11 protein-coding genes are annotated in these 13,657 nt (G+C 40.9%); 7 read left to right on the forward strand and 4 right to left on the reverse strand.

All coding sequences use genetic code 11. From position 1 onward, the window contains the following. Nucleotides 1-444 precede the first annotated feature (444 nt). From CSQ79_RS19145 to CSQ79_RS19155, 3 genes are all read right to left on the reverse strand, one after another. A complete protein-coding gene (locus CSQ79_RS19145; protein WP_099702745.1) occupies nucleotides 445-2,211 on the reverse strand; it encodes a ribonuclease J in 1,767 nt (588 codons plus the stop codon). 164 nt (nucleotides 2,212-2,375) lie between these two features. Beyond that, nucleotides 2,376-3,269 carry a 4-hydroxy-tetrahydrodipicolinate synthase gene (gene dapA, locus CSQ79_RS19150; protein WP_099702746.1) on the reverse strand — a complete coding sequence of 298 codons (894 nt, stop codon included), beginning with the start codon at nucleotides 3,267-3,269 and terminating at the stop codon, nucleotides 2,376-2,378. A 44-nt stretch (nucleotides 3,270-3,313) separates the two neighbouring features. Beyond that, the gene (locus CSQ79_RS19155; RefSeq protein WP_099702747.1) at nucleotides 3,314-4,375 is read right to left on the reverse strand and encodes an aspartate-semialdehyde dehydrogenase; all 1,062 of its coding nucleotides are present in this window, start codon (nucleotides 4,373-4,375) and stop codon (nucleotides 3,314-3,316) included. 704 nt (nucleotides 4,376-5,079) lie between these two features. On the opposite strand from CSQ79_RS19155, the gene tig reads away from it, so the two are divergent. From tig to CSQ79_RS19180, 5 genes are all read left to right on the forward strand, one after another. Then, entirely contained in the window at nucleotides 5,080-6,495 is a 1,416-nt protein-coding gene (tig, locus tag CSQ79_RS19160; protein ID WP_099702748.1) for a trigger factor, read from the forward strand. A gap of 317 nt (nucleotides 6,496-6,812) precedes the next feature. Next, on the forward strand, nucleotides 6,813-7,505 hold the full coding sequence (gene clpP, locus CSQ79_RS19165) for an ATP-dependent Clp endopeptidase proteolytic subunit ClpP (RefSeq protein WP_099702749.1): 693 nt from the start codon (nucleotides 6,813-6,815) through the stop codon (nucleotides 7,503-7,505). Nucleotides 7,506-7,514: 9 nt separating this feature from the next. Next, nucleotides 7,515-8,852, forward strand: coding sequence for an ATP-dependent protease ATP-binding subunit ClpX (gene clpX, locus CSQ79_RS19170; protein ID WP_099702750.1), 1,338 nt, complete (start codon nucleotides 7,515-7,517; stop codon nucleotides 8,850-8,852). Between the two features lie 137 nt (nucleotides 8,853-8,989). Continuing rightward, a complete protein-coding gene (locus CSQ79_RS19175) occupies nucleotides 8,990-9,907 on the forward strand; it encodes an alpha/beta fold hydrolase (RefSeq protein WP_099702751.1) in 918 nt (305 codons plus the stop codon). An 8-nt stretch (nucleotides 9,908-9,915) separates the two neighbouring features. Beyond that, entirely contained in the window at nucleotides 9,916-10,560 is a 645-nt protein-coding gene (locus CSQ79_RS19180; protein WP_099702752.1) for a MarC family protein, read from the forward strand. 23 nt (nucleotides 10,561-10,583) lie between these two features. Here the strand turns inward: CSQ79_RS19180 and CSQ79_RS19185 are convergent, their stop codons facing one another. Further along, nucleotides 10,584-11,567, reverse strand: coding sequence for a GntR family transcriptional regulator (locus CSQ79_RS19185; RefSeq protein ID WP_099702753.1), 984 nt, complete (start codon nucleotides 11,565-11,567; stop codon nucleotides 10,584-10,586). A gap of 333 nt (nucleotides 11,568-11,900) precedes the next feature. Here CSQ79_RS19185 and CSQ79_RS19190 point away from each other — a divergent pair, with 333 nt between their 5' ends. Continuing rightward, nucleotides 11,901-12,644: a dienelactone hydrolase family protein gene (locus tag CSQ79_RS19190; protein WP_099702754.1), complete on the forward strand. Its 744-nt coding sequence runs from the start codon at nucleotides 11,901-11,903 to the stop codon at nucleotides 12,642-12,644. Between the two features lie 92 nt (nucleotides 12,645-12,736). Next, nucleotides 12,737-13,633 carry a S1 RNA-binding domain-containing protein gene (locus CSQ79_RS19195; protein ID WP_099702755.1) on the forward strand — a complete coding sequence of 299 codons (897 nt, stop codon included), beginning with the start codon at nucleotides 12,737-12,739 and terminating at the stop codon, nucleotides 13,631-13,633. Nucleotides 13,634-13,657 lie beyond the last annotated feature (24 nt).

Below are 13,657 nucleotides of genomic sequence, written 5' to 3' on the forward strand. Positions count from 1 at the left end.
CTACAAGACTTAGATTAACTAGAAAATTTGCTCGTAGGTAAGGCTACTAAGCTTATCTTGTTTATAACTTGCTTTACTTAAAAATTTAATGAAGCTAAGAGTTAAAGACAAGGATATATTGAGTCTATTTCTTAGCAGCTAACACCAATTATGAAATATCCATAGACAAAAAAGAGACTATAAAACTATAACGTACTCATGCTTAAGGAGTATTTTCCTTAAGCAGTGCGACTAATAACTGCTATTATCTTCACTAATTTGTTTCAAAACAGAATGAGAAACATTACTGAATTTTGTTCCCTAGTAAACTCTAGTTTCAGTGAATTCACACAATCATAAAATTGCCTATGTCGGTGCAAATAACAAGAAACTCACTGTTGTGAGTTTCATCTTAGTTTTAGAGCTTTCTATACACAAACTCGCCTATGTTGTAGCTTAATCTCACTACGAAGCAACTTGGGCAGCAGTACGTCGCCGACGTCTACCGTCAGTAGCTTTCGCGGGTTCTTCTGGAGATTGTAATAGCAAAGTAACAGAGGGTTGACACTGAAGTTCGCGCCGAATTTCTCGGTAAAGTTCGCGTTCTAGTTGACCTTGGAGTCCAGCCCAATCTACTTCAGCTTGTTCTCCATTAGCAGACTGAGCAAAATCTGACCAACGATAGTGTAAGAAATCTTCAATCCGCTCTTGTACCCATTTTTGCAGTAGCGATCGCTCAATTGAGATAACAACACCTCTTACATGAACTTCTGGTTTGATCATCAACTTACCATTCCAATCTACTGCTGCTGCAACAGTAACAATGCCTTCTTCAGCAAGCTGCTGACGCTCTTTGAGAACTTTACCACTGACCATTCCTGAACCAGAAGTATCAACTAATTCAATTCCTGAAGGTACTTTGCCTGCAATCTGAATTGATTCCTTAGAGACTTCAACAACATCACCATTTTGGATAATGACCATATTTTCTGCAGGAATCCCCATACTTTGCGCAGTTTCTGCGTGCTTTACTAGCATGCGATACTCACCATGCACTGGGAGGAAAAATTTAGGTTTTGTCAGCGCTAGCATGAGCTTTTGGTCTTCCTGACAGCCGTGACCAGAAACATGAATTCCTTTATCCTTACCGTAAACGACTTTTGCTCCCTGCATCATTAGTCGATCAATGGTGTTAACAACAGCAATTGTATTTCCTGGAATTGGATTAGCTGAGAATACTACAGTATCTCCTTCGCGGATGCGCAGTTGAGAATGTTCGCCCCTGGAGATTCGAGTTAAAGCAGACATTGGCTCTCCTTGAGAACCAGTAGTTAAAATCAGTACCTTATCATCAGGTAGCGATCGCGCGACATGTAACGGTTGTAAAAGATCGTCCTCACACTTGATGTAGCCTAGGTTGCGAGCGTGGGCAATAACATTAAGCATCGACCGTCCAACTACAGAAACAGAGCGACCGTGCTTCTTTGCCAGCTCTAAAATCATATTGATGCGGTGTACTGAAGAGGCAAAGGTTGTTACTAGTAGTCGTCCCGAGGCTTGGCTAAAAGTGCGGTCTAAATTGGGGTAAACAGAGCGTTCTGAAGGTGTGTGTCCTGGTACTTCTGAGTTAGTGGAGTCACTAATTAAACAAAGAACTCCTTTTTCTCCATGTTCTGCAAGACGATGTAAATCAAAAAACTCGCCATCTACCGGTGTATGGTCAACTTTGAAGTCTCCAGTGTGAATAATGACACCTTCTGGAGTGTGAATTGCTATCGTGAAGCTATCAGCAATTGAGTGGGTATTACGAATAAACTCGACTAAAAATGACGAGCCTAACCGCACAACATCGCGGGGACGAACACTTTTTAATTCGGTGCGATCGCGTACTCCTGCTTCTTCTAGTTTACCTTCTAGCATTGTCATTGCTAAGCGAGGACCATAAATGACTGGAATCTCAAATTGCTTCAAGTGAAAAGCAATTCCTCCTATATGATCTTCATGACCGTGGGTAACAATCATTCCCTTGATTTTATGGCGATTTTCACGCAAATATGTCATGTCTGGTAAAACAATATTTACGCCATGCATTTCATCAGTAGGAAATGCTAATCCTGCATCTAATAAAATGATTTCGTCTTTATACTCAAAAACACATGTGTTTTTGCCAATTTCATGTAGACCACCAAGGGGAATAATTTTTACTGCTGATGCCGATTCGTTGTTTTTCATACTTTACTAGTTTTACGTGTAAGTTTTTTACAAACGAGCGATAAGATATCTACTGTTTAAGTTTTAATAAGATGCTTGAGAAATACAACAAACCTGTATTTCTCAAGTTCTGACAGAGCTTTCTTCAATTAAAATTTAATATTTAATTATACTTAATTTATCTTTCAACAATTAGATTTCAAGCCTATTTCTATTAGTATTTTATTGAGCTTTTGACTAACTTCATTTGCTTCTTCATGTAATGGCAAGCGTGTTGAGCCAACTTCCCAACCTTGAAGTTTAAGTGCTGCTTTTACAGGAATTGGATTGGTTGTAACAAATAGAGCTTTGAATAAGGGAAAAAGTTTCAAATGAATTTGAGTTGCTACTTGAATTTGTCCTGTAGTAAAAGATTGAATCATTTTTTGGAGTTGTGTACCCACTAAATGACTAGCAACACTAACAACTCCACTCCCGCCAACTGATAACAAGGGTAACGTTAAAGAGTCGTCACCTGAGTATAGTTTAAATTCACTTGAAGTCAATCGGCGAATTTCACTAGCTTGGTCTAGATTACCACTTGATTCTTTGATCCCTACGATATTTTCGACTTCTGCCAAACGAGCCACCGTTTCTGGTTGTAAGTTTTGCCCAGTGCGTCCAGGCACGTTGTATAAAATAATCGGCAGTTCAGGACAAGCTTGAGCAATTGCCTTGAAGTGCTGATAGATACCGGCTTGTGGTGGTTTGTTGTAGTAAGGAACAATTTGTAAAGATCCATGTACTCCTATTTTAGCGGCTTTTTCTGTAGCTGCGATCGCTTCTTTAGTTGAGTTAGAGCCTGTTCCCGCCATAACCAAAGCTTTTCCTGCTACTGCTTTAAGGATGACTTGAAATAATTCATATTCTTCATCCCAAGAGAGAGTGGGTGATTCTCCGGTAGTACCACAGACGACTAGGGTATCTGTACCGTTTTCCGCTAGATACACTGCCAATTGCTCTGCCACGGCATAATTCACGTTGCCATCTTCCTTGAATGGCGTAACCATAGCCGTCATAACGCGTCCAAAGTCTATCACCCTTTAACTCCTCATTGAGTAGCAGTCCATATCTTAGCAGTGTGTTAGTTATTAACTATGGTCACTGGTTGTTGGTTTCCAGAGGTTGGTTGTAGCCAATCGTTTTTAATCAATAGTTCGGCAATTTGTACCGCATTGAGTGCTGCACCTTTGCGGATCTGGTCTCCACAAATCCATAGTTCTAAACTATGAGAATGCGAAATATCTTGGCGGATGCGACCTACTAAAACTGGATCGCGCCCTGTCGCTTCAATTGGCATCGGAAAATAGTTTGCTTTCCAATCTTCCACAATCTGCACGCCAGGAGCTTCGCTTAAAATTTCCTTTGCTTCCTGAACACTCATCGGTGTCTCAAACTCTAAGTTAATCGCTTCTGAGTGCGCGCGTAAGACGGGAACCCGAACACAGGTTGCCGTAACTCGAATATTTTGGTCGTCAAAGATCTTGCGAGTCTCGTTGACCATTTTCATTTCTTCCTCGCAGTATCCCAGTTCATTGATAGGAGAGTTATGAGGAAAAAGGTTAAAAGCTAATGGGTAAGGCAAAACTTCTGCTGTTGGCGTTTCACCATTGAGTATCGCCTGAGCTTGAATTTTTACTTCCTCCATCGCTCTTGCTCCAGCCCCACTTGCCGATTGGTATGTTGCAGCAACGATGCGCTGCACTCGTTTGACTTGATGTAACGGCCAAACAGCAACTGTCATCAAAATAGTTGTACAGTTAGGATTAGCAATAATACCTTGGTGGCTAGCAGCAGCTTGCGGATTTACTTCAGGAACTACTAGAGGGACGCACGGCTCCATACGAAAAGCACTGGAATTATCAATAACAACTGCACCAGATGCCACAGCTTTTGCCGCCCAAGCTTTTGAGGTAGAACCTCCAGCCGAAGCCAAAACAATATCTATATTATTGAATGAGCGATCGCTCACTGGTTCTACTACAATGTTTTCTCCCTGAAACTGTAAACTTTTGCCTGCGCTACGAGATGATGCTAGTAATTTCAAATCAGCTACTGGAAGATTTCTATTAGCCAACAGATCTAGTAATTCTGCACCGACAGCACCTGTCGCACCTAAGATTGCAACACGATATGATTTTGTCAAACTTTCCTCCTTAAACAAAATTATTTGATTAACTTATCTTTATGCTAAAAAATAGATACTTTTTCTAATCTTAAGATTTACTTATTTAGTTTCTTATCCATTTTGATGACAACTAATAACTTTTTTAACTAACAACAATATATTTTTAATAATCAAACAATTCTTAATTATCTTTAAATTTAGTATGCAAAATTGGATATCATACTTTTTATTTTAAACTAATTTTAACAATTTAGATGGCGCTTCTGCTGTTGTGCCAGTTAACAAAAGTCATAGTTCCACTGCAAGATGAATTTAATTGAGACACGCGAAATGAAGTCACTAATGTACAGATAATACGTACGTACTTTAAACCCTAGATGCCCTTGAGCTTATACTGTACATAATTGCTACTGACACCATCATAAGTAGCTGTAACCTTGTCAGATGCTTTAATCTAAGATGTCATGCTTGGACAGCGAATAGTGTTATTTATAAAGTGCCAACCAGAATATCACACTACAGAACCTAATTAAGACAGGTGAGTAAAGCACTTTTTTATTTAGACAAAAAGTAATGCGATCGCCCACAATTTATATTCTGGCACTATCTGGCATAGACTAAGCTTAAAGATAGAATAGTTCAATGCTCAAGAGCAAATCCTAAAGTAGCAATTAGTTCAGTCTTGCTTGAGTAGTCAAATTGTTCGGAAATACAAGCGCAAAATGAAAGTCACCCAGGAAAAACTTCCCGCTAGTCAAATTGGTTTGGCTATAGAAATTTCAGCAGAAAAGTCTCAACAGACCTATGACCAGGTCATTCAAAAACTAACGCGCACAATGAATGTTCCTGGGTTTCGCAAGGGAAAAGTACCGCGCCAAATCTTGCTTCAGCGATTAGGTTTGGTGCAAGTCAAGGCAGCTGCCTTAGAAGAACTTATTCAAACGGGAATTACTGAAGCAATTAAGCAAGAAGATATCCAAGCCATTGGTCAACCGCAGCTACGCTCCTCGTTTGAAGAATTGATCGCTCAATACGAACCTGGACAAGCCTTACAGTTTTCTGCAGCAGTTGACGTCCAACCAGAAGTAAATCTTACCCAATACACCGATTTGCATGTTAAAGCTGAGGAAGTTAAGTATAATCCTGAAAAAGTCGATAATTTACTGGCAGAGCAACGCAGTGAAATGGCAACTCTGATTCCAGTAGAAGGAAGAGCAGCACAACTTGGAGATGTTGCTATAGTTGATTTTAAAGGCTATCTAGCTCAAGAGGAGGAACAGGAGCCACAAGAAATTGCTGGTGCATCGGCTGATGATTTTCAACTAGAACTGCAACAAGAACGCTTTATTCCTGGCTTTATTGACGGCATTGTCGGGATGCAAGCTGGAGAAACTAAAGAAGTTACAGCCCAGTTCCCTGAAGATTATCCTCAACAAGAAGTTGCAGGGCGTGCAGCTACTTTTACAATAACTTTGAAAGAGCTTAAAGAAAAAGAACTTCCAGAGCTTGATGATGATTTTGCTCAAGAAGTGAGCGAATTTCAAACTCTAGCAGAACTACGTAGTTCGTTAGAGGAGCGATTTAAAGCAGAGGCTGAGCGCCAAACTAAAGCAAATAAAGAGCAAGCACTGACGAATGAGCTGGTTAAGTATCTAGAGGTAGACTTGCCTGAAACGCTCATAGCACAAGAAGTCAACAATATGCTTACTCAAGCAGCAGTACAGTTGAGTCAACAAGGAATTGATGTCAAAAAACTGTTTACCCAAGAGAGTGTTGCCAAGCTAAGAGAAAATTCCCGTCCAGAAGCTATTGAGCGGCTTAGAAGCGTATTAGCACTTCAGGAAATAGCTCAACGCGAGTCAATCAAGGTAGAAACATCAGAAGTAGAGGCAAAAGTGAAAGAACTTTTGTCAGAGTACTCAAACGATGACATTGACATAAACAGATTGCGAGAAGTTGTAGAAGAAGACTTACTCAAAGAAAAAATTATGAGTTGGTTGGAAGAGCGTAGTACTATGGAATTGTTGCCTGAAGGCTCATTGAGTGCTTCAGCAGATTCGCAACCAGAAGTAGAAGCTGCACTTTCTGACTCTGCTACCGACGATTCTCCGCTATCTGAAGTTGAGACAACGGCATAACTACAGCATCTGCATAAATGTCTGCTTAAGCAGCAATTAGCATCGGTAACGTTTAGGTGAAAAACTGCTGAATGAAATTACTCTGTCTACAGCCGTAAAGATGCTATTGCTGCTATCTTAAAAATATAAAGATAAAAACGATGTACTCTATTTTAGAGTAACATTGTTTTTTTAAGTTAAGAACATATCTCAAAGTTGATTCTTTGATAGATAAGGCATAATAGTTCACAGATAGTGTATCCAATAACATTAAATGCTCATAGCTTCAAATTGTTTAGATGCACCACACATTCAGTATCGTTCTGAGACACTGTGATATGCTCGTATCTCAAACTTCAAATCACCCGATTATTAGTTCACACTACTTAGAAATCAACTCGCTTGGTGCCAGTAACATTGTTCCTATGGTTGTAGAGCAATCGGGTATGGGAGAGCGGGCATTTGACATCTACTCGCGATTACTCAGAGAGCGTATCATCTTTTTGGGAACTCAGGTGGATGACACTGTAGCCGACTCGATTGTTGCACAGTTATTATTTCTAGATGCAGAAGATCCAGAAAAGGATATTCAGCTCTATATCAATTCGCCAGGGGGATCTGTAACAGCTGGCATGGCGATTTATGACACTATGCAGCAAATTCGCTGTGATGTTGCTACGATCTGCTTTGGATTAGCTGCCAGTATGGGTGCTTTTCTCTTGGCAGCAGGAGCGCATGGTAAACGGATGTCTTTACCAAACTCACGGATAATGATTCACCAACCACTTGGTGGCGCCCAAGGTCAAGCAGTTGATATTGAAATTCAAGCGAAAGAGATTTTATACCTTAAGCGGAAGCTCAATGAAATATTGGCGCATCACACAGGTAAACCACTAGAGCGTATTGAAGCTGATACTGAAAGAGACTTTTTTATGTCAGCTGAAGAAGCAAGCAACTATGGTTTAATCGACCAAGTTATTTCTAGACAAAATCTCCCCAAAGCCAACGAACCAGTAAGTACAGTAAATTAAGAGGCAGGTATGTCAAAGTACGACTCCCATCTAAAATGTTCATTCTGCGGTAAATCTCAAGAGCAGGTGCGCAAGCTAATTGCTGGACCGGGAGTCTACATTTGTGACGAGTGTGTTGACTTATGTAACGAAATATTAGATGAGGAATTACTCGATTCAAAAGAAACAGCGCCACAGCAGGCAAATCGAGTTGAAGCTCCACCAAAGCGGCGCAACCGTTCGAGTAATTTCTCGTTTAGTCAAATGCCTAAGCCGCGAGAAATTAAAAAACATCTTGACGATCATGTTATTGGTCAAGATGAGGCGAAAAAGGTTTTATCAGTTGCGGTATATAACCACTACAAGCGGCTAAGTGTTGTACAAGCCAAAAACAGTGGTAAAGCGTCAGAAGAGGCTGTAGAACTACAAAAGTCGAACATTCTCTTAATTGGTCCTACAGGTTGCGGCAAAACGCTTTTAGCACAAACTTTAGCAAAGATTTTAGATGTACCTTTTGCTGTTGCCGATGCAACAACGCTTACAGAAGCGGGCTATGTTGGGGAAGATGTTGAAAACATTCTGCTGCGGCTTTTGCAAGTGGCTGATTTGGATGTAGAAGAAGCACAGCGGGGAATTATTTATATTGATGAGATCGACAAAATTGCTCGCAAAAGCGAAAATCCCTCAATTACACGCGACGTTTCGGGTGAAGGCGTGCAGCAAGCATTGCTCAAAATGTTAGAAGGAACGCTAGCAAACGTGCCACCTCAGGGAGGACGCAAACACCCTTATCAAGACTGTATTCAAATAGACACAAGTAACATTTTATTCATTTGTGGTGGTGCATTTGTTGGCTTAGAAAAAGTTGTAGAACAGCGTACTGGCAAAAAATCAATGGGCTTTATTCAGCCTGGAGAAAGCTCATCGCGAGATCAGCGAACTGCTGATGTGCTAAGACATTTAGAACCTGATGACCTTGTAAAATTTGGCATGATTCCTGAGTTCATTGGCAGAGTACCTGTGGTAGCTGTACTCGATCCGCTGGATGAGGAAGCTTTAATGGCAATTTTGACTCAGCCCCGCAGTGCGTTGGTGAAGCAATATCAAAAACTCCTTAAAATGGACAACGTTCAACTTGAGTTCAAACCAGATGCACTACGGGCGATCGCACAAGAAGCGTATCGTCGTAAAACTGGTGCAAGAGCCCTACGTGGCATTGTAGAAGAATTGATGTTAGACGTTATGTATGAGCTGCCTTCACGTAAAGATGTCACGCGCTGCACTGTGACTCCAGAAATGGTTGAAAAACGCTCGACAGCAGAACTATTAGTGCATCCTTCATCACTTCCTAAGCCAGAATCAGCCTAGGTATATGATCAAATATTTTGCAAAAGTTGCCAATCAGTCGTAGGTTAAAAGTAAAAGGTTAGAGGTGCAAGCTTAATTGCTATTATCTTTAGCTGAACTTCAACTTAGGAAATTATTTTTGCAAAAGTTTGGGGAAAATGCCTTACATTGGTATTCGTGGCGTTGAACATTACTACGAGTGGGTTCGGACACCAACAGAGTTACAAGCTAAACCTGTGATGGTATTTATCCACGGTTGGGCTGGCTCAGCGCGGTATTGGCAAAGTGTAGCCCGTGCCCTTGCAGATAGCTTTGATTGTTTGCTTTACGATCTTCGAGGGTTTGGCAGGTCTTTAGGTAAATCTCCGCTAACATCAACCAGTATTGCAGTTGCTGATTCAGAATCTCAAGAAAAGTCAGCAGCAGTAAGAGAATTAACTTACGAGTTAGAAGAATACGCAGAAGACTTGGCAGTCCTACTAGATTGCTTGCAAATTCAGCAAGTATATCTTAATGCTCACTCAATGGGAGCATCTATTGCTACTTTATTTCTCAACCGCTACCCACAGCGGGTAAATCGAGCTATTCTTACTTGTAGCGGCATTTTTGAATATGACGAGAAAGCATTTACTGCTTTTCACAAGTTTGGTGGGTATGTTGTTAAATTTCGTCCAAAGTGGCTCAGTCAAATACCTTTAGTGGACCGGATGTTTATCGCTCGGTTTTTGCATCGTCCGATACCTGCGGCTGAACGCAAGGCTTTTTTACAAGATTTTCTCATTGCCGATTATCAAGCAGCCTTAGGCACAATTTTTACTTCAGTGAGCAAACAAGCAGCTGAAATGATGCCGCAAGAGTTTGCACAAATTGCAGTACCAACTTTGTTAGTAGCTGGAGAGTATGACAAAATTATTCCAGCAGAAATGGGACGCCAAGCCGCAGAGTTAAACCCGCTGGTACAATATGCCATGATTCCTAAAACTGCTCATTTTCCTATGTTGGAAGATGCAGCAACTTATCTGCAAAAGGTTCGTACATTCTTGCAAATTGAGCAACCAATGAAAATAGCTGGTTGAAGGAACCTATGTGGCAACAGCTAACCTCCGCTGCGATCGGAACATTTTTGACTTTATTTCCCGTTACCAATCCAGTAGGTGCAATACCAATTTTTTATGGTTTGACAGCAGTGAATACGAAACTGTATCGTCTACATCAAGCACGTCAGACAGCAATTAATGTCGTTTTGGTTTTGGGGGTTTTTTTGCTGGCAGGAAGAGAAATTCTGAGCTTTTTTGGTATTTCACTGGGAGTGTTGCGAATTGCAGGAGGGTTACTGATTGCCCATACAGCTTGGGAAATGGTTACAGCGCGTCAACGACTCACGCGCCCAGAAAGTGACGAAGCAGTAGATAAAGAAGATATTTCTTTTACACCAATGGCAATTCCTATGATTAGTGGACCTGGTGCGATTGGTGTCGTTATTGGTTTTGCAGCAAGTAACAGCAGATGGGTTGAAGATGCGGGTTGTTTACTTGGAATTGTCTTGCTTGGAGTGGCGATATATCTATGCTTAGCTTTGGGAGAACCTTTGGTTGGTGTGTTAGGAAAAAATGGGCTGGGAGCCTTAAATCGAGTGCTAGGGTTTTTTATTTTGGCGATCGCTGTTCAGTTTGTTGCTGATGGTACGTTTTCTTTGTTGAGAGAAGCAGCACCTATTCTATTGCGTTAAAGCAACCTTGACTACATCTAGGTCTAACCTAAGCCAAGTTCTCTCTTTAAAAAATCAATTGATTTCTCACTAATATAATTCTCACTACAAATTAGCTGCGGAGGACGGATAATGTCTTCTCTAGCTGCCTGTACAGCTGCTTTAATAGCAGGAAAACTTGCTTGATCAAAACTAATGATAACCTGAGCACTTTTAACAATAGCGCTGAGTTTGTAGTTATCTCCTAATTGCGCACTCATAACTAGTAGTTCATCACCTCTAAGACTGTAGGCAATCACTTCTGCTGCTCGAAGAATACCAGAACTGAGGCTAACCATACCCAGATTAGTGCCTTTAGGTAATTTTTTCAGTAATTGAATTTCTTTGGCATAGTCATAGATATCAATAGGGATAACACGAACAGATTTAGGAGTAGCGATCGCTTCAGCTCTGGCAATAAAGTAGCGAGTTGTTACCACTGTTCCTGCAGGTGTTTGCTCTAATACTTGTGCAAGTTCTTCTAACGGGACTAATTGTACAGGTCTTTTTAGAGATTGCTCTAGTTCGTCAACCATCAACTTACCTGCACCAATATCATCTGCTGGTACTGTCACCAACACTCTGGCACTCGAACGCAATCGCCAATCTATTTCTGCTTGAAATAGTTCCCTTGCTTGATTTAATGAACAACCAATTTTAAGCAATTCATCGAGACTATTTTGGACAATTTTTTCTGCTTGAGGATACTTTTCCAAAATAGGAATTGGCGCTGGATTCCGCATTGATGGTTGGGCACGGACATAAATACCAGATCCAGCTCGACTTTCGACAAGTCCGTCGTCCTCTAGGTGGCGGTAGACTTTACTGATCGTGTTCCGGTGTAACCCTGTTTGCATCGCAAGAGCGCGCGTACTGGGTAGCCGATGCCCTGGGGGAAATTGCCGAGAAGTAATCGCGTACCAAATTTGGTTGAGTAACTGAGTTGAAGCTGGAATTTCACTATCTGGTTGAATATGAAACTGAACCATTGTTCCTCCAAAAGACAATCCGTAGCAAGAATCAACGAATGCATTTAATACTCAAATGGTTTGCTACAGATTGACTATGAAAAGACTAAAAGACAAAAAACAGATAATACCTGCAGCCAAGGGCAATGCATATTTGTTGTGTTAAGAGTTAACTGTGCTTAAAATCTTTACTGCATTCCTTGGGTTCTTAGCAAATCTGCATAAGTTCTCAACAATTAGCAAAATTTCTTTAAACTTTAAGTTTACTGCACCATTGTTCGATATCTCGATAACATCAATTTATTGACACATTTATCTCAGCATCCCACGAGACAGCTAACATTCATCATAGCTATGGTAGAAATTCAGACTTCTCATGTAAAAATTCCTAACGTTGAGCTTCAAATCCCAGCTTATTTGGCAATGCCTGTTGGTGAAGGTTCTTACCCTGGAATTGTTGTGATTCAGGAAATCTTTGGTGTTAACGAACATATTCGGGATGTGACAGAAAGAATTGCCAAAGAAGGATATGTCGCGATCGCTCCCGCAATTTTTCACCGTGTTGTGCCTAATTTTGAAGTAGGATACTCGCCACAAGATCTTGAACTTGGCAGAAAATACAAACAACAAACCAAAGCTACCGAACTCTGGAGTGATATTCAAGCTGCAATTAACTATCTCAAAGACCAACCACAAGTAAGAAAAAACGGCTTCGGGTGTATTGGCTTTTGCTTCGGTGGTCATGTTGCTTACTTAGCTGCTACTCTCCAAGATATCAAAGCGACTGCATCTTTCTACGGAGCAGGAATTGTACATCAAACTCCTGGAGGTGGCTCTCCTACTATTAAGCGTACTCCTGAAATCAGCGGTACAATTTACGCTTTTTTTGGCATGGAAGATGCGAGTATTCCTGAAGCAGATGTCAATCAAATTGAGGCAGAATTAAAAAAGTATCAAGTCTCGCATCAGATCTTTCGCTACGCGCAAGCCGATCATGGTTTTTTCTGCGATCGCCGTGCTAGCTACAATCCGGAAGCTGCTGCTGATGCGTGGGAACATGTCAAACAATTATTTCAGAACCATCTTAAGGAAGTCTAAAGCTGAAAGAACTATAATGGCTTGCTCCTCCAGATTTTGAGGACATACGATATATAAACGGCTTGTTTGTTTTTGTGAATTAGTGCTATCTCATGACATCTGAATTTAAACCTTCTGCTGCTACATCCTTTTCTATGGATGATTTTGCCAAAGCTTTGGATCAACAAGACTTTCAATTTCGCAAAGGACAGGTGGTGCGAGGAAAGGTATTTCAATATGAAAGTGATGGTGCTTATGTAGATATTGGTGGAAAATCGGCAGCTTTTATCCCTTTGACTGAAGTAGGCTTGCACTCAGTAACCGATCTGTCTACTGTTTTGCCTTTGCAGGAAGAACGAGAATTTCTGATTATCCGCGAACAAAATGCTGATGGGCAAGTTACCTTATCTCGCCGTCAACTGCAAATTAAACAACTATGGGAACAGTTAGGAGAAATGCAAGAAGACGGTAAAAGTTTAGAAGTGCGAGTGAGTGGAGTCAACAAAGGTGGTGTCACAGTAGATGTACATGGCTTGCGAGGGTTTATTCCGCGATCGCACTTACTCGAACGAGAAAACTTAGAAAATCTTGTGGGGCAAAATCTCACTGCAAGTTTGCTAGAGATCAATTCCAGTAGCAATAAACTAGTTCTTTCGCAACGTTTGGCAACGCGATCGCAAGCAATCACTCAGTTTGAATTAGGTCAATTAGTAACCGGCAAAATTACTGCTATCAAGCCGTTTGGGGTTTTTGTTGATTTAAAAAATATCAATGGGTTGCTGCACATCAAGCAAATTAGCCAAAACTATATAGAATCTTTGCCCTTGCTGTTCCAAGTCGGTCAAGAGATTCATGCGATCGTTGTTGATGTCGATGAAACTCAAAGCCGAATTTCCCTATCTACAAAGGTTTTAGAAAATTATCCTGGCGAAATGCTGGAAAAAAGAGATGAAGTGATGGCAAGTGTAGAGGCTAGGGCAAACCGCGCTAGAAAAAAATTGCTCGAATAGTTTGTTTTTTATAAAGTCGTTGGT

Origin of the sequence: Gloeocapsopsis sp. IPPAS B-1203 (genome assembly GCF_002749975.1) — a bacterium.
Lineage (GTDB): Bacteria > Cyanobacteriota > Cyanobacteriia > Cyanobacteriales > Chroococcidiopsidaceae > Gloeocapsopsis.

What these genes read in the sequence shown, in the direction of transcription:
- CSQ79_RS19185 (WP_099702753.1), bottom strand. Translation starts at nt 11,567, where the DNA reads ATGGTTCAGTTTCATATTCAACCAGATAGTGAAATTCCAGCTTCAACT.
- CSQ79_RS19180 (WP_099702752.1), top strand. Translation starts at nt 9,916, where the DNA reads ATGTGGCAACAGCTAACCTCCGCTGCGATCGGAACATTTTTGACTTTA.
- clpX (WP_099702750.1), top strand. Translation starts at nt 7,515, where the DNA reads ATGTCAAAGTACGACTCCCATCTAAAATGTTCATTCTGCGGTAAATCT.
- CSQ79_RS19145 (WP_099702745.1), bottom strand. Translation starts at nt 2,211, where the DNA reads ATGAAAAACAACGAATCGGCATCAGCAGTAAAAATTATTCCCCTTGGT.
- CSQ79_RS19190 (WP_099702754.1), top strand. Translation starts at nt 11,901, where the DNA reads ATGGTAGAAATTCAGACTTCTCATGTAAAAATTCCTAACGTTGAGCTT.
- clpP (WP_099702749.1), top strand. Translation starts at nt 6,813, where the DNA reads ATGCTCGTATCTCAAACTTCAAATCACCCGATTATTAGTTCACACTAC.
- CSQ79_RS19195 (WP_099702755.1), top strand. Translation starts at nt 12,737, where the DNA reads ATGACATCTGAATTTAAACCTTCTGCTGCTACATCCTTTTCTATGGAT.
- tig (WP_099702748.1), top strand. Translation starts at nt 5,080, where the DNA reads ATGAAAGTCACCCAGGAAAAACTTCCCGCTAGTCAAATTGGTTTGGCT.
- CSQ79_RS19175 (WP_099702751.1), top strand. Translation starts at nt 8,990, where the DNA reads ATGCCTTACATTGGTATTCGTGGCGTTGAACATTACTACGAGTGGGTT.